We start from the raw sequence: 20,309 nt of genomic DNA on the forward strand, positions 1-20,309 counted from the left end.
AGGCCGGATCCGCGGGAACTCTCCGGTGCATCGAGCCGACCACTGGTGGTGACGAGCCGGCTCTCGGGATGGGGGACACCGATGCGACCGACACAGGCAGCCCGCGCCTACCCCTTCCGCGAGCCGACCGGACTCGAGCTGGAACCCGAGTACTCCCACCTTCGGGACCACGAACCGCTCAGCCGCATCTCGTTGCCCTACGGAGGCGACGCTTGGCTGGCCGTGCGGCACGCCGACGTCCGCACGGTGCTCAGCGATCCCAGGTTCAGCCGGGCCGCGCTGCTGGACCGAGATGTGCCCCGAGCTTCGCCCCGCAGGCACACCGACGCGACGCTGCACACGGTGGACCCGCCCGAGCACACCCGGCTGCGCCGCCTGGTCGCCGCCGCGTTCAGCCCCCGGCGGATCGGGCACCTGGCCGAGCACGCCCAGCACGTCACCGACGAGCTGCTCGACCGGATCGAGGAGCAGGGGCCGCCCGCCGACCTGATCTCCGGCTTCGCGGTGCCGGTGCCCGTCGCCGTCATCTGCCAGATGCTGGGCGTGCCGGTGGCCGACCGGGAGGAGTTCGCGGGCTGGATCGACGTCGCCCTGGCCACCACCGCGTTCTCCAGCGAGGAGATCCACGCCGCGTTCGCCGCGTTGAAGGACTACGTGGCCGGTCTGGTCGCCGCGCGCCGCCGTGAGCCAAGTGACGACCTGCTCGGCGCGCTGGTCGAAGCGCGGGACGGCGACGGCCGGCTCAGCGAGGACGAGTTGGTCGTGCTGGGCGTGACCCTGCTCTACGCGGGACTGGAGACGACGACCAGCGAACTCGGCAACGGCATCCACACCCTGCTCACCCACCCCGGCCAACTCGGCGCGCTGCGCGCCGACCCGGCGCTGATCGACCGTGCCGTGGACGAACTGCTGCGCTTCAACCCCCTGGTCACCTCGGCGGGGTTCACCCGGATCGCGCTGGAGGACGTCGAACTCGGCGGAGTGCTCGTCCGCGCCGGTGACGCGGTGATGGTGCAGCTCGACGCCGCCAACCGCGACGGACGGGTCTTCGACCGCCCCGACGAACTCGACGTCACCCGCAGGCCGAACCCCCACCTGGCGTTCGGGTTCGGCCCGCACTACTGCGTCGCCGCGCAACTGGCCAAGGCCGAGCTGCGCGTGGCCATCGGCTCCCTGGTGCGCCGCTTCCCGACCCTGCGCCTCGCGGTCGGCGAGGACGAGCTGTCCTGGCGGCACGGCCGGATGGCGCGCGGCCTGGACCGGCTTCCCGTCACCTGGTCTTCCGCATCCTGACGGCGAGGAAGAACGGCGTGTGCCGGGTCTTGCGGTACCACCGCTCGTCGATGTGCCGGGCCTCCTCGGTGGCCTGCGGTTCGACGACGCGCTCCTCGTCGAAGTACGACCCACCGTGCCAGGTCCGGTCGGCGGCGGGATGGGTCGTGGACACCAGCAGGACGCCGCCCGGTCGGAGCACGCGGTGCGCCTCGGCGAGCAACTCGCGGCGTGCTTCGACGTGGTGGTGCACCAAGGCCATCACGACCAGGCCGAACGAGCCGTCGTCGAGGAACGCCGGCGGCTCTTCCAGGTCGTGGCGGCGCAGCGTCACCGCCGGGTGGTCCTTGATGTGCTCGCGCGCGTGACCGAGCAGCGTGTCGCCGCCATCGACACCGAAGACCTCGGCCGCGCCCCGTGTGCGCAACTCGGCGATGTAGTGCCCGGCACCGCACCCGATGTCGAGGACGCGTAACCCGGTGAGGTCACCCGCCAAGGCGAGCACGGCCGGGCGGTCGGTGTGGGCGCGCATCAGGGCATGGTGCCGACACATCGCGCTGTGGCACCACGCATTCAGCCGTGCCGCGACGGTCGCCGCAGGGGGTTAAGGCGTGCTCGGTGGCCACCTGCGGCGGCTCGGCGGCCGAGGCCGCCGATCACCACCTGACAGCCGTCCCGAACACGGTTGACGTCAGCGGCCGCTACCGGACCGCACCGCTGTCAAGCAGCCACCAGTACCCCGCGTCGGCGTGGGGCGAAGGCCGTCCGCCGCATGCTTCGTACAGCGCCTTCGCGGGATGGTTGTCCTCGTCGGTGAACAACCACATCTTGCTGTGGCCCTCCCGGACCGCGTGGTCCCGGAACGCCGTCAGCAGGGCGCGTCCGATCCCATGTCTGCGTGCCGGCTCGGCGACGCCGATCTCGTACAACTGCACCTGCGAGTAACCACCGACATGGCGCTGCCGACAGCCCCGCACCCACCCGGCCACGTCACCGTCTTCCAGCGCCACGAACGCGACCGTCGCCGGATCCTCCAGGAACGGTGCGTGATCCTCGACCACGATGCCGCGGAACCTCCGGACCGCGACGTCGAGCAACCCGTGATCCGCAGCGGTCAGCCGGTGAACGAACACCCCGACATCCTCCACCACACCACCCGTCAGGCGTGGTGTCCCTGGTGCCTCGTGACAGCGGCCCCCGTGAGCGGGCAGGCGCGGCACGTGTGACCGTCGGGCGTGCGGTAGAACAGGCAGCAGCTGCGGCGGGTGCCGTCGGGGGACAGCGCGCCGCGCAGCGGCGGTGCGCTCAGCAGCCGGTCGCCCAGATCGGAGAGTTCGGCGGGCAGCGGGCGCAGGGCACTGCGCACGGCCGCGGCGGCGTTGCCCCACAGCAGCCCGTCGGCGACTTTGACCACGGCGCGCAATCCGGCGTGCAACGGCCGCAGGTGCTCCTCGACGACGGCTCGCAGCAGCACCGGCGTGGGATCGCTGCCGGTGGTCCAGCCGCCGGGCTCGGGCAGGGACAGCCGCACGGAGGCGTCCTCGCCGACCCTGCACCGCACCCGGCGCAGGTCGGGCACGACACCACCGTGGGCCAGCGCGCCGAGGGCGACCGACCACAGCCCGGCCGCCACCAGGAACTGGAACGTCGAGGCGGCGACGCGCGCCTCGGTCGCCCCGAAGTGCGCGCCGACCCGTCGCACGGCCTCGACAAGGACGGCGGGGCTGTCGTGGAACGAGCGCAGCGGCTCGCCGGTGCGGTCCTCCTCGACGGTGAAGTACGGGCTCGTCATCGCCACCGAGGCCAGGGCCGCGGCGACGGCGTCCGGGTCGGCACGCCGGATCGGGCGCTGCCCGGCCGGTGGGGTGAACCTGTCCAAGCCGGTGCGGTCGAGGTGGCCGTCCCCTGGTTCGGGCAGCGACAACATCAGTGGACCCACGAGTGCCTCCGGAAGTGAGTGGTGCGGGGACCGGTGGCGGCGTGTGGTGGGCGGTGGCGACCGTGCCTGGTCCCCACCGCCGTCCTGCGTCGGGCTCAACGTGGAAGGCCCTTGCACAGGTGGTCGTCCAAGAACCGCTGTCGGTTCCCGCGACGTAGGTCACGTGTCGCAGTTGCCAGGAAGTTGCTCTTGCTGGAAAGCGACAACAAGCCACCACGGAGTTCTCGGAGAGCTGATGAGCCAGTACGTGCTGCCGGACCTGCCCTACGACTACGCGGCGCTCGAACCCGCGATCACGGGCGAGATTCCTGGAGCTGCACCACAGCAAGCACCACGCCGCCTACGTCAAGGGCGAAGCCGGCCTGCTGGGCGGCCGTCGCGCCACCACCCACTGGGCCGCCGCGGCGGAGCTGGCCCGCCGCCACCCCGACATCGAGGTCGACGCCGGCGCCCTCTACCTCGGCGACGGGCGCACCTTCACCTCCGCGGGCGTCGCCGCCGGCCTGGACCTGTGCCTGCACCTCGTGCGCCGCGACCACGGCGCCGCCGTCGCCGCGAACGCCGCCCGCGCCGTCGTCATGGCACCCAGCCGTGACGGCGACCAGGCCCAGTTCATCCCACCTCCGCCGCCCACCACCGGCGACGGCTCCCTCTCCGCCACCCTGGCCTGGATGCACGAGCACGCCACCGAACCGCTCACCCTCTCCGACATCGCCCGGCACGCCAACCTCAGCACCCGCAGCCTCAGCCGCCGCTTCCGCGAGCAGACCGGCACCACGCCGCTGCACTGGCTGGCCGGACGACGCCTGAACGTCGCCCGCGAACTGCTGGAGACCACCGACCTGCCCATCCCCGTCGTCGCCGAGCGCAGCGGTCACGGCTCCGCCAACGCCCTGCGCACCCACTTCGACCGCGAACTGCACACCAGCCCTCAGCGCTACCGACAGACCTTCCGCCCACCCACCCGACAGTGATGTCGATCAGCGTCGCGTTCCACGCGATCACCGGTGCTGCGTGCCGCGAAACCGTGCCGGTACCCGGTACTCTTCCTGCGTGGCAAGGGTTGCTGAGGCAGCGGGGTGTTCGTGATGGCGGTCGTCGCCGGTGTGCTCGCGCTGATCCTCGTCGCGGGCTGCGGCTGGGTGGTCGGCAGGGGCGGTGTCGGCGACCTGGTCGCCCGCTTGACCCCGATGGCGAAGCTGGCCGCCTTCGGCGTCGTGCTGGTGCTGGTGGCGGCCGCCGCGTGGACCCTCGGTTCCGCCGTGGGACCGATCGGCGACCCGCCCATGTCAGTGTCTCCGCAGCCCAGCCATTCCGGTGACAACGGCCACGGTGGGTGACGGCGTCGCCGACGGCGCATGCACGGTCAACGGAACCGGCCCTCGTGGGAGATCAGCGCCCAGCATCGGACCCGGTCAGCCTACCGGCGAAGTGCACGTGATCGGGTTGGTACGCACCGCCGCGGTCGGGTCTGTCACTCGACCGTGCCATGTGCTCGCCATGCTGGGGTACAGATGAGTCGGACTTGACCCGTTTTGACGGACAACCTGATCCTCGCCCCGTTTGACGGAGTCGGGTTGCTGGAGTTCAGGCTACTGGAGCGATCCTGGCGTGTCGGAGTTCGTACTCGATCGGTGTGAGTATTCCGAGTGCGGTGTGGCGTCGGCGGCGGTCGAGCAGTTCGGTCTGCACACGTCCCCGGTTGACTCGACCGCACCTCGGAGGCGATCACCGTGGCCGCCTCGTATCGCCTGTTGGGGTGCTGCTCTCCTCGGGCGGTTCGGCGGTGGACGGCGACCTCGGCATCGAGTTCGGCGATCCGTCGACGCGCGGTGACCAGTTCGGCGTTGTCGGCACTGGTGGTCCCAGCCATCTCGACGGAGCTCGGGTGAGTACCGCTTGGCATCGTGGGCTGTTCTCCGGGCTGCTGAGACGAGTGATCATCCAGCAACCCGACTCCGAACAACCAGGCGAGGATCAAAGACTCCGAACTATCGGGAAAGCGCAGTGCGCCCATCCGGAGCCGTTCCTGTTGTGGCGAACGGCCCATTCTCGACATGGCCCGCTGTGGCAGTGTCGTGAACGACGCAGACCGTTCGGGGGAGAACGACAAGCATGACGGACCATGATATTTCGCGCCGTGAGGTGTTGGCACGAACCGGTCGAATCGCTGTTGCGCTCAGTGCGACAAGTGCGGTAGCCGCGGGGGCGGCACAGGAGGCGCAGTCGGACGACGAGCCGGCCGGCGCGTCCGGTGACTCGGTTGTGCTGCGGGAAGGCACCAACATCTCGGTCGCCGTGTCGCCGGATGGCCGGTGGCTCGCGACGGACCTGGTGACCGCGATCTGGGTGCTGCCGGCGAGCGGTGGCACGGCTCGCAGGCTGACCGGAGACCTCCAGGACGCCACGCTGCCGTCGTGGTCGCCGGCCGGCCGGTCGATCGCGTTCCAGTCCTTCCGCGACGGGAACTTCCACCTCTACGTCGTCGACGTCGGTGGCGGTGAGCCGCGGCAGCTCACCCGCGGTCGATTCGACCACCGCGAACCGGCGTTCTCGCCGGACGGCACGCGCATCGCCTTCACCAGCGACCGCGGCGGCTCCTACGGGGTGTGGCTGCTCGAAGTCCGGTCCGGCGAGCTCACCGCGCTCACCGGGCCACCGGACGAGGCTGCGGCCCCGCGCTGGTCCCCGGACGGCGAGCGGATCATATTCACTGTCAACGACAACGCCGTGGACGTCGTGACGGTGGCGACCGCCGAACGCGTCCGGGTGGCGACCGCACCGGCGGGCGGCCGCGTCCACGGTGCCGCCTTCGGACCGGACGGACGCACGCCGAGCTACACCCTCGTGCGCGGTCACCGCGCGGACCTCGTCCTGGGCGACCGGCAGCTCACCACCGGCGAGGACGTGTTCGGCTTCGCCGCCACCTGGATCGGCGGGTCCGTCCTCTACACCGCCGACGGCGGGATCCGCCGCCGTGAACCCGACGGCACGGTGCGGGGAATCCCGTTCCGCGCCACCGTGCCGATCACCCGCCGGGAACCACGGCATCCTCTGCGCGAACTCGAGCGCGGCCCGGTGCGGGGCATCGCGAGCCCCGTCGTGTCACCGGACGGGCGGCAGATCGCGTTCCGGGCGCTCAACGCAGTCCACGTCGTCCCGATCACGGGCGGCAAGCCCCGCAGGCTCACCGACGGCGCGTTCTTCGACTCCGACCCCGACTTCGCGCCGGACGGTAAGTCCATCGTGTACTCCAGCGACCGGCAAGGTGTTCCCGCGCTGCGCTTGCACGACCTGGTGACCGGCGACGACTCGGCACTGGGCGGCGCGTTCGCGGGTGCCCAGACGTTGCCGCGGTTCTCCCCGGACGGCAAGCGTGTCGCGTACGTGGACCAGGACGGCGCGGTGTGGGTCGTCGACATCGCCATCGGAACCCACGAGCAGGTCACGCCCACGCTCTTCCAACCCGGTAGACCCACCTGGTCGGCCGACGGCACCGTGCTCGCGCTCGCCGCGGTCAAGCCGTTCTCCCGGCGTTTCCGCGAGGGCACCAGCCAGATCTTGACCGTGCACCTGGCGAGCGGCGAGCTCCGCTACACCGAGCCGATGCCGTTCCGCTCGATCGCGACCCGTGGCGACGACGGGCCGGTGTGGTCACCCGACGGCAGGCACCTGGCGTTCGTCGTGGAGAGCGTCGCCTGGGTCGTCGCGGTCGACGCCGGGGGCCGGTTCGTCGGTGAACCGCGTCAGGTGACCCGCGAGGTGACCGACTCCCTGGCGTGGTGCGGGTCGGACTCCTTGGTCCACCTGTGCAACGGGGTGCTGCGCCGGGTTCCGCTCGACGGCGGGCCGCCCCGCACCATCCGTCTCGACTTCTCCTGGCGCAGGCCGAAACCGCCGCACCGCACCGTCATCCACGCCGGCGCGGTGTGGGACGGAGAGAGGCGCGACCTGCGCCGCGACGTCGACATCATCGTGGAACACGGCCGCGTCCAGGAGATCCGGCCGCACCGCGCGGCGGCGGGGGAGCGGGTGGTGGACGCGCGCGACCTCGTCGCCATGCCGGGACTGGTCGACGCCCACAACCACTGGCACCTGCGCGGCCGCCAGTGGGGTGCGCGGCAGGGCAGGTTGTGGCTCGCCTACGGCATCACGACGACTCGATCGCCCGGTGACCCGGTGTACCAGATGCTGGAGACCAAGGAAGCGCTGACGGCGGGCACCCTGGTGGGACCACGACTCTACGGCACCGGCGAGGCGATCGACGGCTCCCGCGTCTACTACAACTTCATGCGGCCCACGCTGTCGCGCGCGCAGCTCGACCTGGAGCTGAAGCGGGCGCTCGAACTCGACTACGACATGGTGAAGACCTACGTGCGGCTGCCCGTGGAACTCCAGCGGGAGACCGCGCGGGCCGCGCATCGCGCCGGTGTCCCGCTGTCGTCGCACTACCTGTACCCCGCCGCGTCGATCGGCATGGACGGCATGGAACACGTGGGCGCCACCAACCGGCTCGGCTACTCGCACACGGTGAGCCGCACCGGCCACGCCTACCAGGACGTGGTGGAACTCTTCAGCCGTTCCGGGATGTCGGTGACCCCGACCCTGTTCCACTCCCGCGCCCTCTACGCCGACGACAAGTCCCTGGTGACCGACGAACGCACCCGCGTGCTGTTCCCGCCATGGGAGTACCAGAGGTACGTCGCCGACGCCGAGGCCGCGGGCACGCCGGGATCGGCTTACTCGCGCGACATCCTCGCGGGCTGGGTGGACATGGTGCTGCGGATCCACCGCGGCGGCGGCCTCGTGATCTGCGGCACGGACGCTCCCCTCGACAACGTGGCCACAGCGACGCACCAAAACCTGCGCGCGATGGTCGCCTTCGGCTTCACCCCGCTGGAAGCTCTGACCACGGCCACCCGCAACCCGGCGGAGTGGCTGGGACTGTCGGGGCAGGTGGGCAGCTTGCGGCCGGGCGCATACGCCGACATCACCCTCGTCGAGGGCAACCCGCTGGCGGACATCCGTGCCGCCGCGGCGGTTCGCCAAGTCGCGGTCGGCGGAACCGTGCACCGCGTCGAGGACCTCCTCGCCCCGTTCCGCACGCCGCAACCCGCAGTCCAAGGCGGTTCCCGCCCGCACGACCACACCGACGCAGATCCCGAGCACTGGTGGCACCAACCGGAATGGGCGGCACACGTGTGCTGCGGGGAGGTGTGACACCGGCACGGCGTCGGACCGGTCCGACGCCGTGCCGCTGATCAGCTCCGGGGATCGACCGGTGGCACGCTCGCCACCTCGCAACGGAAGCAGACGATCGCCCTGTCGTCGAGAGCCGCCAGGTGGCGGCGTGCGTACTCCACGTCGACCATACCGTCCGGGTAGGTGCTGATCGCCTGTTCCCAGTACCGCCGAGCCTCTGACAGCCGACCGAGGGTGAACGCCACGTGCGCCAAGCCTTCCAGCGCACGTGCGCGGTAGCGAGCGATACCGAACCGGTCAGCGACCTCCACCGCCAGTTCGAACGTCCGCTCGGCACGGTCGGAGTCCCCCATGGCGAGGGCGGTCTCCCCGAGGCAGTTCATCACTTCGCACTCGACGACGCGCAGTTCGAACCGTCGGGCTGTGGTCAGCGCTCGCCGACCCTGGTCGAGTGACTCGGTGAGGTTGCCCAGCGATCGGTTGACCCCGCACAGGCCTTGCCGCGCGAACGCTTCACCGTGGGAACTCCCGGAGGCCCTGCTCATCTCCAAACCACGCGTGAACTCCCGCCGAGCATCTTCGTGCGCTCCCATGGCGTGCAGAACCGACCCGATGCACCACGAGATGAACTGTGCCGACCGCGCATCCTCGGCGGTGAGCAGTGTCTCTGCCCGTCGGAGGTGGTGCAGCGCCTGTGTGAAGTCTCCCAGGTCCCGGCAGATGACACCCAGGTTGTTCGCCACCGCGAGGCTCAGGAACGTGTTCGACGCCCGTGCGGTCAGGGGTTCGGCTTGGTGGAAGATGTTCCTGGCTTCCTGGAGCCGATCTTCGTGCAGGAACAGGTTGCCGAGGTCGATCAGCTGCGCCGTCTCGTTGTCGGTGGCCCCGATCTGCCTGCTCAACCGGAGTGCCCGTTCGACGTGTTCTCGGGCTTCGGCGATGGACCTGTGGTCTCGGCAGACGGCGGCCAGCCCTTGCAAGCAGGCGGACTCGCCGCGCACGTCGCCGGACGCGCGGGCAGCCCGTGCCCCGCTTCGGAACAACTCGTACGACTGCCCACCGTAGTTGTGCAGTTTGAGCATCGGTTGCAGAGCGCAGACCAGCTGCCAGGCGTGCCGGTGCCAGCCGTTGTCCGCGGCGAACAGCGCGACCGCGGTGAGGTTGCCGTACTCCGCGTTGAGGACCTCGACGGCCTGTTGGGGGGTGGACACCACCGGGACGTGCTTGGGCACCTGGTCGACTTGAGGTGGGTCGCGGTAGATGGCGTTGTAGTGGTGCCGGCACCACGTGTGCGCGGCGTGCAGGTAGTAGTCGAGGAGCCGGCCGAGAGCGGCTCGCTGCTCACCGCTGTCGTCCTCCTCGGTGAGCAACTGGCGTGAGCAGTCCCGGATCAGGTCGTGGAAGTGGAAGCGCCCGGCGGTGTTCTGCTTCAGCAGGTTGTCGTCGAACAGCGAGTCGAGGTGCTGCTCGGCCTCATCCAACGGCAGGCCCACGAGGGCGGCGGCGCCGCAAGCGTCGAAGTCGGCGCCGGGGTGGAGGCTGAGCAGCCGGAACAACCGCTGCTGCGCCGGGGACAGGTAGCGGTAGGACACCCTGAGCGCCGCCATGACACCGCGGTCGTCGACTTCGAGGAGCCTGACGCGCTGCGCGTGGTTTCGCAGCCGGTTCACCAGCTCCGCCACGGTCCACCCCGTGCGATCCCGCAGGCGTGCCGCGGCGATCCGGATGGCCAGCGGCAGGCGTCCGCACAACTCGACGGCGGTGGCGACGGCGTCCGGTTCCGCCGCCACGCGTTTCGTTCCCGCGATCTTCTCGAAGAGGCTGATCGCGTCTTCGGGTGGCAGCACGTCGAGGGACATCGGCAGTGCGCCTTCCAGCGCCGTGAGCTTCCTGCGGCTCGTGACCAGCACGAGCGCGCCCGCGGTTCCCGGTAGCAACGGGCGCACGTGCGCGGCGTTGATCGCGTTGTCGATGATCAACAATATTCGCTGTCCGGCCACTCGCGAGCGCCAGAGCGCACTCCGACTGTCCACGCTGGACGGTATGAGTTCGGGTGACACCCCGCTGGCGCCGAGCAGCATGTCCAACGCCTGCTCCGGGGGCACCGGGCTCATCCCGGCGGTGAAGCCGCGCAGGTCGACGAAGTAACGGCCGTCCGGGTAGTCCGATGCGACCTCGTGTGCCAAGTGGACCGCGAGGGTCGTCTTGCCGACCCCTCCCATGCCGTCGACAGCGGAGATCGTGATCGCGGTGGGCGACGTGCTGCTCGTGGCGGCGCGCAACCGCAGGAGTTCCGCGGACCGCCCGGAGAAGTCGCTGGTGTCGTGGGGGAGGTACGACCTGGCGTCTCGCCAGCGGGATGAGCGGTCCTCGAGCCCGGTCGGAGCCGGGGTGGGTTCCACGGTGCCGCGCAGCACGTCGGCGTGCACCTGCTGGAGCTCCGGACCGGGGTCGAGCCCGAGGTCCTCGGCCAGCATTCTCCTGCCCTCGTCGTACACCGCCAGCGCGTCAGCCTGTCGCCCGCTGCGGTGGAGCGCCTCCATCAAGCTGATGCGCAGGGAGTCGCGCAGCGGGTGCTCGGTGACGAGCTGTCGGAGCTCGCCGACCACCGAACCGGTCTCGCCGGCCCGCAGGCGCAGGGACATCAAGTCCTCGATGGCGCCGAGTCGTTGCTCGTGCAGCCTCGCGGCCGCGTTCTCGATCGTCGCGCCGCCGAGCCCGGCCAGCACGTCTCCCCGCCAGATGTCCAGCGCGGCGCGCAGCACGGCTACCGCCTCCGCCGGCTCCCCCCGGTCCTTCGCCTGCCGAGCCTCGCGCAGGAGGCTCAGGAACTGATTCACGTCGATCGACTCGGTCGAGGCGTCGAGCCGGTAGCCGACCTCAAGCCACCTGATGCGCACATCCGTGGTGTGCGCGGACAGCGTGCGCCGAAGGCCGGCGACGGCGTTGTGGACCTGTTGGCGGGCCGACTGCGGAGGGACGTCCCAGAGTTCACCGACGAGGCGCTCGACCGGGAGGACCCGGTTGACGGCCAGCAGCAGCAGCGCCAGGAGCCGCTGTTGCCTTGGCCCGCCGACGCGAACCGGGCTTCCGCTGGAGCGCACCTCCAGAGGTCCCAGGATCCGGAAGTCCAATGTGACTACACCCCTTGGTCCGACTCGGTCGACCGAAGACACGTGTGCGCGGTGAGTAGTAAGCCGATGGCCCACAGGCAATCCATGCTGCCATAGTGGTGAAGGTCGGAAGGGCTCGCCGGTGCAGCCGGGCTCACAGCGCGTAGTCGACGACTGCATTAACGGGGGAACAATGAAGAAGGCGTTATCGGTGGGGTTCGCGTTGTCCGCGGCGTTGTTCGTCGTGGTGGTGACGGCGGGCGGTTCGTCCGCCGAAGGGGCCGGCGAACCGTACGCGGACAACAGCGTGGTGAACCAGGGCACGGGCCAGGAAGTGTGCAGTCAGGGCACGTGAGCCGCGAGGACGCTGCTCGTCGAACGAGCGATCATCCAGAGGGGGACGACGCGCGGAGCCTGCACGGATTCGCCTTGACGGCGACTGTGCTGGTGACGAGCCTCGTGATCACGTGGGTGGCCGCGCTGGACGTGGCCGGGCTGCGTGATCGACTGCAGGGCTACCTGGAAGTGTGGCCGCAGCGCTGGACGTTCTTCGTGGATCTGGACAGGGACCTGCTCGTGGGCTACCGGGTGGTGCCCGGTAGCCCACGGCTGGGCCCACTGACCGAACGCCGGCGATGGGGCGCGTGGTCGTGGGGCCTGAGCCGGGCCGGGTACGCGGAGTCGGTGGAGCTGCGCGCGGTCGCTCGCCGGATACCCGACCAACACTGGATCGCGTGTGACGCGTCAGAGGCTGCCGATTGCGGCGAGCTGTGGAAGGGCGTGAAGCCGTACCGGGCGGAGAACAGGTCCCAGCACCCGGTCCTGTGCGGGCAGCTCGCGATCGCGGTCGAACGCCCGTCGACGCCGGCTGCTCGCCGACTGCCGGCGCGGCCCAGGCAGGTGTACCGCATTGCCTTCGTGGACCTCGAGTGCAAGACATGAGCACGTGGGCGCGAAGTGCCGTCCACGCGATCAACCGGGCCGAACCACGAGGGGTGCCTCTGGCGGTCGGCCGGAGCCTGCTGGCCGCCGCCGGCCTCCTCACCATCCTCTTCAGCTCGGATTCCGTGCTCTTCGTCCGCACCGCGGAACTGCCGGACGGCATGCGGTGCGCGGGTGTCCGCGCGGCCTCGCTGTGGTGCGTGATGGGACCGACCGAGTCCGGCCTGCTGGTCAGCCGGGTCCTCGCAGTCGCGGTGCTGGTGCTCGTGCTGGTCGGGTTCAGCCCGAAGTGGACCTGCGTGCCGCACTGGTACGTCTCGTTCAGCCTCGCTGCGGCGATGGACATGGCGAACGGCGGGGACACCATCGCGCAGGTCGCCACGATGCTGCTCGTCCCGATCTGCCTCGGCGACGACCGGGTGTCGCAGTGGCGGCCCGTTCTCCGTCCGCTCGCGCCGTCGTGGCGCGGCAGCGCGTTCGCCGCTCACCTGGGTCTGCGCGGGCAGCTCTGCTTGATCTACCTCGGCGCGGTGACCGCCAAGCTGATGGATCCCCTGTGGCGTCATGGCGCCGCCATGAACATCGTGGCGCACCACCCCCAGTACGGGTTCCCGGCCTCGGTCCGCGAGCTGCTCTCACCGGCGTTGAACTCGTACTGGTTCGTCGCCGTCCTCTCGTGGTCGGTGATCGGTGCCCAGGTGGCGATCGCGCTGTTGATCCTTGGCCGGCGGAAGCACCGGCTGATCGCACTGGTGCTCGGCTGCGGCCTTCACCTGGGCATCATGTTCCTGATGAGCTTGATGAGCTTCGGCATGGTCATGATCGCGCTGCTGATCATCAGCTTCGCGTCCGCGACACCCCTGCGGCGGGCTGATCAGCCGAGCGTCGCGACCGAGCAAAGGAGCCGCTCGTGACAGCACGTGTCGAGGTCGAGCCGTTCGACCCAGCGCACGCCGCGGAGGGTGATCTCCGCGGGTACTACGAGGTGATGCTGGCGAGGCAGGAGACCGACCGGCCTGATGAGCCCCGCTTGTCGTACGAGGACGTGCTGGGCCGTTTGAAGAACCCGTTCGTCGGCTTCGGACCGGTGGTCTACTGGGTGGCCCGCCTGCGCGGTGAGGTCGTGGGGCTCGCGATCGTCTACTTCCTGGAGGAGGAGAGCAGCCACATCGGGCTGACGGAGGTCATCGTCCACCCTCGGGCACGCCGCAAGGGGGTCGGCACCGCGATCCTGAGAGCCGTCATCCCGGAGCTGCGCGCCCGCGGCCGACGCCTCGTCGAGACCTGGCAGATCACCAAGGGCAGCGACGGCGAGCGGTGGGCGGAATCGCTGAAGTTCCTGGTCGTCCACACGGTGCTCATGCAAGCTTTGGTGATCCCCGAAACCGACAGCGCCCTGTGGCGAGACGACCTGCCCGCGGGCTACCGGTTGCGGCGCTGGGCGGGCACCGCGCCCGATGACCTCGTCGCGTCGTTCGCCGCTGCTCGCAACGCCATGCACGACGCGCCTGTGGGGGATCTGGCCTATCAAGAGCCCGAGTGGACCGCGGAGAGGATCCGGGCACGCGAGGCCGAGCTGCGGCAGAACAACATCGAGCTGAGAGCGGTCGTCGCCGTGCACGAGGACACCGGCGAAGTGGCCGGGCTGACCGAACTCGAGCTGCACCCCCACCGTCCGTTCTGGGGCTTCCAGCGCGACACGGCGGTGTTGCCGGCGCACCGGGGGCATGGGCTCGGGCGGTGCATCAAGGCGCACCTGATCCGCTGGTTGCTGGAAGACCGCCCAGACCTGGACCGGATCTACACGACGACCGGCGCCGGCAACGCGCACATGATCCGGGTCAACCACCGGTTGGGGTACACGACGGTCCGGACCATGATCGCCGTCAACCGCGACCTCTTCGAACTGGAGGCCGAGCTCGCGGGGAGGTGAGCGGCGTTCCCCCCCATGACGGGGTGCCGGATCACGTGCTCACTCCTGCACGCGGGGGATCACGCGGCTCGTGTGCAGGAACCGGACACGGCCGGTGCCGTCCTCGTCGATGAGGCCCATCACGGAGTGCGCCCCTTCCACCGGCGCCACCGTGATCAACGAGTCCGGCCCCAGCGGGACCACTTCCACCGGGTCCGCGGTGAAGGCGTCCGGTTCGGCGGGTGCGTTGTGGGGCGAGACGCGCAGCCAGGCCCGTCCGTCCGCGTCGACGTGCACCGCGTTGTCGGCGACGGGCGACCGGTACGTCCCCGTGATCCGGTCGGCGTCGACGGGTCGCCGATCTTCCGGAGGAACGGGCAAGGCCGGTTGAACCACCCCGGCCAGTTCCCCGAGCAGGTGACCGAACACCTCGGTGAACACCGGGTACACGTCCCCGCCGTTGGTCAGCATCGCCACGGCGACACCCGCGTCGGGCACCACGCGGAGGAACGCGCGCTGCCCGGCCGTCCTGCCCGTGTGGCCGAGCACGAGTGGTCCGCGGTAGTCGGGCAAGGCCCACCCCAGTGCCCAGTGGCCGCTGGTCATCCCCAGGTCGGGGACCGCGACCTGGGGTTCCCGCATCCCGTCGAACTCGGCGCACCCCAGGTGCATCCGCACGAAGCCGAGCAGGTCCTGAGCGCTCATCGCGAGCAGTGCGCCGGCTGGAGCGGTGGATGCCACCATCGACCACACCCTCACCGGCTGGACCCGGCCGTCCGATGTGGACCGGAAGTGACCCACGGCCGGGCGTTTCAGGATCGCCTCGCCGACCGACGTCGCGACGTCCGACAGCCCCAACGGTGCGATCAGCCGCTCGCGGAGCACCGCGTTGAACGGCTTTCCGCGCAGCACCTCGACCAGGCGGCCGAGCACCACGTAGCCGCTGTTGCAGTACGAGAAGCGCTCACCGGGAGGGAACACCTGAGCGGCGTGCGCGAGAGCGGCCACGTACTTCTCGACGGCGTCGTCGCCGGTACCGGTGTCGGTGAACAGGTCCCCCTCGAAACCCCCGGTGTGGCACAGCAACTGCCTGGTGGTCACGGTGGCCTCGGCGCAGCGGTCGGCGAGGCGGAAGTCGGCCAGGTAACCGCGCACAGGCCGGTCCAGGTCGAGCACCCCCTCGTTGACGAGCTGCTGCACCAGGGTCGCCGTCCACACCTTGGTGATCGAGCCGATCTGGAACAGCGCGTCACCGGTGACCGGCACGCCCGTCGCGGTGTTCAGCACCCCGGCTGCGGCACCCGCGATCCGGTCTCCCACCAGCACCGCCACCTGGGCACCGGGCACGTGGTGCCGCTCCAGCAGGCCGGGCAACGCCCCGGTCAGCCATTCGGCGGAGGCGTGCGCTCGGCTCATCAACGGGACCTCCGGGCGACGCGGTCACCGGCACCGCACTCCACCGCGACCTTCCTCCGGCATGCGCGGCCACAGCCGGGCTGCGGCGCCGGGCCGCACCCGTGCGCGGACCGCCGAGGTGTCCCGCCGGCAGGACGTCCCACCTCCCCGTACCCCAGGGCGTCGTCCCGGAAGGCCCAACCGCCGCGCCGTTGGCCGGGGTCTCGGCGTACTGTCCGCCGGCACGTCAGGGCCGAGCCGGACCGGTCCACCGGATGCCCGCCCCACCCGACCGCGGGCATCTCGCAGGACCCGGTCGTGGTCTCGACCGGTGCGGTGCGCGCCACGCCCCTCACCCGTCCCGCCGCTCCGGCGCGGCGGCGTCCAGCCACACCCCCGACGGACTGCCGAACCGCCCGTGTTCGTGGACGACCTCACCGCGTCGCAGCACCACGTCGACGCCGCCGTCGAATTCACGCCCCTCGTAGGCCGACCACCCGCACAGCGCGTGCACCTCCGCCGCGGTGAACGTCCGGGTCCGGTGCGGGTCGAAGACGACGAGGTCGGCGTCCTTGCCCACCTCGACAGAACCCTTGCGCCGCGCCAAGCCGCACAGCCGCGCCGGGTTCTCCGCGAGCACCCGCCGCACCACGGCCAGGGCCGTGTCCACCGACAGGCCCCGGTGTCGCCGCAGACCCGTCCACAGGGCGGGCAGCAGCTCCTGGACGCCCGGCAACCCAGGGGGCGCCTCGGCGCCGGGCAGCGCCTTCTCCGCCCGGGTGTGGGGCGCGTGGTCGCTGCCGACGGTGAAGGCGTGGCCGTCGACCACGGCCCGCCACAACGTGTCGCGGTCGGCGTCGTCGCGAATGGCGGGGCGCAGCCAGAGCCGGGTGCCGACGCGGACCGTGTCGGAGTCGGTGAAGGTCAGGTGGTGGGCGGTGACCTCGAAGGTAACGGGGATGCCCGCGTCAGCGGCGGCGACGAGCAGGTCGACCTCTTCGCGGCTCGACACGTGCAGGACGTGCACGCGGGTGTCGTGCCGCCGGGCCAGCTCGACGAGGCGGGCGACCGCGACGATCGCGGCCGTGCGGGGTCTGCGCGGCTCGTAGTGAGCCGACCGCTCCGGTGCGCCGCGCCAGGCGTCGAGCAGGGCGAAGACCCCCTCGTCCTCGGCGTGGCACACCAGCACCAGCCCGGCGCGCGCGGCGAGGCCGAACAGCCGCTCCAGGTCCGCGGGATCGCGGAGCACGTCCGGCGCGGTGTGATGGCCGCACAGGAACACCTTGACCGTCACGGCGTCGTGCGGGGTCAGGTCGAGCACGGCCTCCAACCGACGCGGGTCGACCCCGGCGTGGAACCGGTAGTCGACCAGGCTCGTGCCGGTGATGTCCCGGTGCTTGGCGGCGGCGTCCGCCGGGGTGACGAGCGGCGGCCTGGTGTTGGGCATGTCCACCACCGTCGTGATCCCTCCTGCGACGGCGGCCCGGGACCCGGTCGCCCAGGTCTCCTTGTGCGTCAGTCCGGGGGTCCGGAAGTGCACGTGGGAGTCGATCAGGCCGGGCAACACGAATCGGTCGCGTGCGTCGACCACCCGCTCCGCCGCTGCGTCGGCGCCTGGTCGCAGGAGTGCGGAGACCACGCCACCGGACACGGCCACGTCCGCCGCGGTGGTCCCCTCCCGGGTGACGACCGTGCCACCGCGGACCAGTACGTCGTACCGGGTCATCTCGATTCCTCTCAAGCTGCGAGCGCCGCGCGGCGGGTGAACACCGGGATGCGCAGGACGGTGACGGGGCGTACGACCTTGGGTGACACGCTGACCCACGCCAGGCGGCCCGCCACGACGGACGACACGACGGTGGTGGCGCCGAGCGGACCGGTCACGGTCAACAGGCCGTCCACCGGCCGGCCGAGCAGGGCGGGCACGGTCCCGGGGATCGCGGCCGCCGCCGCGACGCACACCGCGCCCGTCAGGGCCAGCGTCGGGTGCCACGACGGCACCGAGACCGCCCGGGCGGCGACCGCACCGTCCTGGTCGGGCAGCAGGGCCGCGACCTTGGGGAACGCGCCCGGCGGCCAGCCGAGCAGGCGTTCGCCTGCCGCGCGGACCTCCGACAGGGCGCCGAACAGCCGCTCGCCGCCGCCGAACAGTGCCGCCGTCGAGCCGATCCCCAGTTCGCGGGCGTCCACGAAGAGGTAGGGGTTGCCCATCGACACCACCGACGCGGACACCTTCCCGCCGGCGTACCGGAGCTCCGTCCGCGGCTCGCCGAGCAGCAGCAGGTCGGCGAGGTCGGGTCGATCGCGCCGGGTGAACCGGACGGTGAACACCACCGCGCCGTCGGTGACGGCGTCGACCCCGCACCTGATCGAGTCGCCGTTGTTGAGCACCGCCACCCGCACCCGCGAACCGGGCCGCAACCGCGGGACCAACCCGCGCTCGCCGCTCGCCGCCACGGCCGCCAGCACCGAGTGCCCGCAACTGCCCCGCAGCTCGAACCTCGGCTCATCGCCGGGCAGGCACTGCACGAACCGGTACTCCAGGTCGTGCCCCGGGACGCGGGAACGGCCGACCACGGCGAACTTCAGCACGTGGCCCGCGCCGATCGCGCACAGCCACCGACGGATCGCGGCCAGCGCCGGCACGAGCCGCGCCTCGTCGGACGGCAGGGCCTCCGCCGGTAGCACCAGCGTCGGGCATGGGCTGCCCTCCGCCTGCAGGACGTGCGCCAGCATCAGGCGACCTCCGCCCGGGGATGCGCGAGCGCCCGCGCACCGGCCCAGAGTTGGAACACCAGCAGTGCCCAGATCGTCATCGCCGTGGTGGCGCGCGGCCGGGTGGCGTGCCGGTCCAGCAGGCCGGTCACGGCCGGCGGGTCGAGCTGCCCGGAGGCGGCGACCCCGTCGGGCGCCAGCACGTCCCGGGCGAAGGCGTACAGCGGCGTGCCGGCGGTCAGCATGGCGGCGACGGGCAGGGTGAACGGTTGCTTCGGCCGGGAGAGCACGGCGTCGGGCAGCAGACCGCGCCCGGCGGCGGTGAGCACCCGTTTGCCGATCCCGTCGCGCACCCGCAGGTCCGCGGGGAGCGCGCTCGCGAGTGCGGTGACGGAGGGTTGCAGGAACGGCAGTCGCGCCTCCACCGCGTGCGCCATGCTCAGGTGGTCGACGCGGCGCAGGTGGTAGGAGGGCATCCGGGACGCCACCTCGAAACGGGTGATCGCGGTGAGCCGGTCGGGTCCGGCGGCGCGCAGCTCCTCGACGATCCTGTCCTCTTCGGTGCCCACATCGGCGAGGTGCTGCCGGTAGTCGTCGCTGTAGAGCTCGGCGCGCAGGTCCCTCGGCACCGCGGCCAGCGCGTCGAGGTAGCCGCGGACCCACTCGTCCCCAGCCGCCACCGCGGCTCTGGTGCGGTCGTAGCCGCCGAACAGCTCATCCGCGCCGTCACCGGTGAGCGCGACGGTGAAGCCCGCCTCGCGCACGGCGCGGAACAGCTCGAAGGTGCTCACCGCGATCGGGTCCGCGTTCGGCTGGCCGAGCGCGGCCACCACGGTGGGGAGCAGGTCGGGCAGCCGCACCGGGTCGAGCTCCACCTCGTGCAACTCCACGCCCGACCGGTCGGCCACCGCGCGGGCGAACGCGCGTTCGTCGAACGGCCAACGACCTCGGTAGGCGATGTGGAACCCGTGCGGCCGCGGCTCGTGCCGGGCCAACAGCGCGGTGACCAGACCGGAGTCCAGACCGCCGCTCGTGATCGCGGTGACCCGCACGTCGGCCCGCCGCAGCCGCCGCACCTCGCGGTCCAGCGCGTGCCGGACCAGGTTCGCTCCCCGATCGAGGTCGGCGTCCTCGGCGGCGCGTCCCCGTGGTGCGCGGTCGAACCGGCTGAGGCCGGTGGTGGAGACCACCAGCGTCGTGGCCGGCTCCAGCACGGCGATGTCCTCGTAGGCGGTGCGCCCGCCGAACACCGCTTTAGTGGTCAGGTACGAGTCCAGGGCGAGGGACGACGCGACGCCGACACCCGCCAGCAGTCGCAGCGCGGGGATCTCCGAGGCGAACGAGCAGCCACCGCGCCCGTCCCAGTGGTAGTACAAGGGCTTCATGCCGGACTCGTCGGAGGCGAGCACCAGGGTCGGTTCGCGCCGCAGGTCCAGCACGGCGATGGCGTACATGCCGTCGAGGTGGTCGGTGAAGGACGGCCCGTAGTGGTCGTAGAGGGCCGGCAGGATCGTGCCGTCGCACCGGTCGGCGAACCGGTAGCCCAGGCGCGTCAAGCGGTCCCGCAACTCGTCGTGGTTGTAGATCTCGCCGTTGAAGACGACCCGCACGCGGTCGGCCAACCGGTACGGCTGCTCGCCGCCAGCCGGGTCCACGACCGCCAGTCGGGTGGCGCCGAGCGCCCACGTCGTTCCCGTCACGACGCCGTGTTGGTCGGGCCCGCCGTGGCGCAACGCCCGCCCGACCGCCGCCAACCGGCTGTGGTCGACGCCCCCGTTGAGATGACCGAAGATCCGGCACACCGCTGCATCCCCCTTGC

16 protein-coding genes are annotated in these 20,309 nt (G+C 71.3%); 8 read left to right on the plus strand and 8 right to left on the minus strand.

The annotated features are described in order from the left end of the window. Window positions 1-81 precede the first annotated feature (81 nt). On the plus strand, window positions 82-1,293 hold the full coding sequence (locus LZG04_RS10740; protein ID WP_233815683.1) for a cytochrome P450: 1,212 nt from the start codon (window positions 82-84) through the stop codon (window positions 1,291-1,293). On the opposite strand, the gene LZG04_RS10745 is transcribed toward LZG04_RS10740, so the two are convergent. The 3 genes from LZG04_RS10745 to LZG04_RS10755 form a co-directional block, all read right to left on the minus strand. Continuing rightward, a complete protein-coding gene (locus LZG04_RS10745) occupies window positions 1,271-1,804 on the minus strand; it encodes a class I SAM-dependent methyltransferase (protein ID WP_233815684.1) in 534 nt (177 codons plus the stop codon). The two genes, LZG04_RS10740 and LZG04_RS10745, sit on opposite strands and share 23 nt — an antisense overlap. A 169-nt stretch (window positions 1,805-1,973) precedes the next feature. Then, a complete protein-coding gene (locus LZG04_RS10750; RefSeq protein ID WP_233815685.1) occupies window positions 1,974-2,405 on the minus strand; it encodes a GNAT family N-acetyltransferase in 432 nt (143 codons plus the stop codon). Between the two features lie 26 nt (window positions 2,406-2,431). After that, window positions 2,432-3,211, minus strand: a complete 780-nt coding sequence (locus LZG04_RS10755; protein WP_233815686.1) for a (2Fe-2S)-binding protein — start codon at window positions 3,209-3,211, stop codon at window positions 2,432-2,434. Between the two features lie 524 nt (window positions 3,212-3,735). Between LZG04_RS10755 and LZG04_RS10765 the strand changes: the two genes are divergently transcribed. The 3 genes from LZG04_RS10765 to LZG04_RS10775 all read left to right on the plus strand — a co-directional run bounded on the left by LZG04_RS10765 (window position 3,736) and on the right by LZG04_RS10775 (window position 8,431). Further along, the gene (locus LZG04_RS10765) at window positions 3,736-4,185 is read left to right on the plus strand and encodes a helix-turn-helix domain-containing protein (protein WP_233815687.1); all 450 of its coding nucleotides are present in this window, start codon (window positions 3,736-3,738) and stop codon (window positions 4,183-4,185) included. A 114-nt stretch (window positions 4,186-4,299) separates the two neighbouring features. Further along, entirely contained in the window at window positions 4,300-4,551 is a 252-nt protein-coding gene (locus LZG04_RS10770; protein WP_233815688.1) for a hypothetical protein, read from the plus strand. 925 nt (window positions 4,552-5,476) lie between these two features. Next, window positions 5,477-8,431, plus strand: coding sequence for an amidohydrolase family protein (locus LZG04_RS10775; RefSeq protein WP_233815689.1), 2,955 nt, complete (start codon window positions 5,477-5,479; stop codon window positions 8,429-8,431). 41 nt (window positions 8,432-8,472) lie between these two features. Here the strand turns inward: LZG04_RS10775 and LZG04_RS10780 are convergent, their stop codons facing one another. After that, window positions 8,473-11,547 (minus strand): BTAD domain-containing putative transcriptional regulator, encoded by a 3,075-nt coding sequence (locus tag LZG04_RS10780; protein WP_233815690.1) that lies wholly within the window; start codon window positions 11,545-11,547, stop codon window positions 8,473-8,475. A 172-nt stretch (window positions 11,548-11,719) separates the two neighbouring features. On the opposite strand from LZG04_RS10780, the gene LZG04_RS10785 reads away from it, so the two are divergent. From LZG04_RS10785 to LZG04_RS10800, 4 genes are read left to right on the plus strand one after another with little or no spacing between them, the layout of a single operon-like run. Beyond that, the gene (locus tag LZG04_RS10785) at window positions 11,720-11,881 is read left to right on the plus strand and encodes a hypothetical protein (protein WP_233815691.1); all 162 of its coding nucleotides are present in this window, start codon (window positions 11,720-11,722) and stop codon (window positions 11,879-11,881) included. Next, window positions 11,878-12,468: a hypothetical protein gene (locus LZG04_RS10790; protein WP_233815692.1), complete on the plus strand. Its 591-nt coding sequence runs from the start codon at window positions 11,878-11,880 to the stop codon at window positions 12,466-12,468. Before LZG04_RS10785 ends, LZG04_RS10790 begins: the two co-directional genes overlap by 4 nt. Beyond that, window positions 12,465-13,382 carry a hypothetical protein gene (locus tag LZG04_RS10795; RefSeq protein ID WP_233815693.1) on the plus strand — a complete coding sequence of 306 codons (918 nt, stop codon included), beginning with the start codon at window positions 12,465-12,467 and terminating at the stop codon, window positions 13,380-13,382. Before LZG04_RS10790 ends, LZG04_RS10795 begins: the two co-directional genes overlap by 4 nt. Next, window positions 13,379-14,401 carry a GNAT family N-acetyltransferase gene (locus tag LZG04_RS10800; protein ID WP_233815694.1) on the plus strand — a complete coding sequence of 341 codons (1,023 nt, stop codon included), beginning with the start codon at window positions 13,379-13,381 and terminating at the stop codon, window positions 14,399-14,401. The genes LZG04_RS10795 and LZG04_RS10800 overlap by 4 nt, the downstream gene beginning before the upstream one ends. A gap of 39 nt (window positions 14,402-14,440) precedes the next feature. Here the strand turns inward: LZG04_RS10800 and LZG04_RS10805 are convergent, their stop codons facing one another. The 4 genes from LZG04_RS10805 to asnB form a co-directional block, all read right to left on the minus strand. Further along, window positions 14,441-15,796, minus strand: coding sequence for a serine hydrolase (locus tag LZG04_RS10805; protein ID WP_233815695.1), 1,356 nt, complete (start codon window positions 15,794-15,796; stop codon window positions 14,441-14,443). A gap of 331 nt (window positions 15,797-16,127) precedes the next feature. Then, window positions 16,128-17,501: a dihydroorotase family protein gene (locus LZG04_RS10810; protein WP_233815696.1), complete on the minus strand. Its 1,374-nt coding sequence runs from the start codon at window positions 17,499-17,501 to the stop codon at window positions 16,128-16,130. Between the two features lie 11 nt (window positions 17,502-17,512). Next, window positions 17,513-18,511 carry a PrpF domain-containing protein gene (locus LZG04_RS10815; protein ID WP_233815697.1) on the minus strand — a complete coding sequence of 333 codons (999 nt, stop codon included), beginning with the start codon at window positions 18,509-18,511 and terminating at the stop codon, window positions 17,513-17,515. After that, window positions 18,511-20,292 (minus strand): asparagine synthase (glutamine-hydrolyzing), encoded by a 1,782-nt coding sequence (gene asnB / locus LZG04_RS10820; protein WP_233815698.1) that lies wholly within the window; start codon window positions 20,290-20,292, stop codon window positions 18,511-18,513. Before asnB ends, LZG04_RS10815 begins: the two co-directional genes overlap by 1 nt. Window positions 20,293-20,309: the final 17 nt, after the last annotated feature.

Origin of the sequence: Saccharothrix sp. S26, assembly GCF_021390395.1 — a bacterium.
Classification (GTDB): Bacteria; Actinomycetota; Actinomycetes; order Mycobacteriales; family Pseudonocardiaceae; genus Actinosynnema.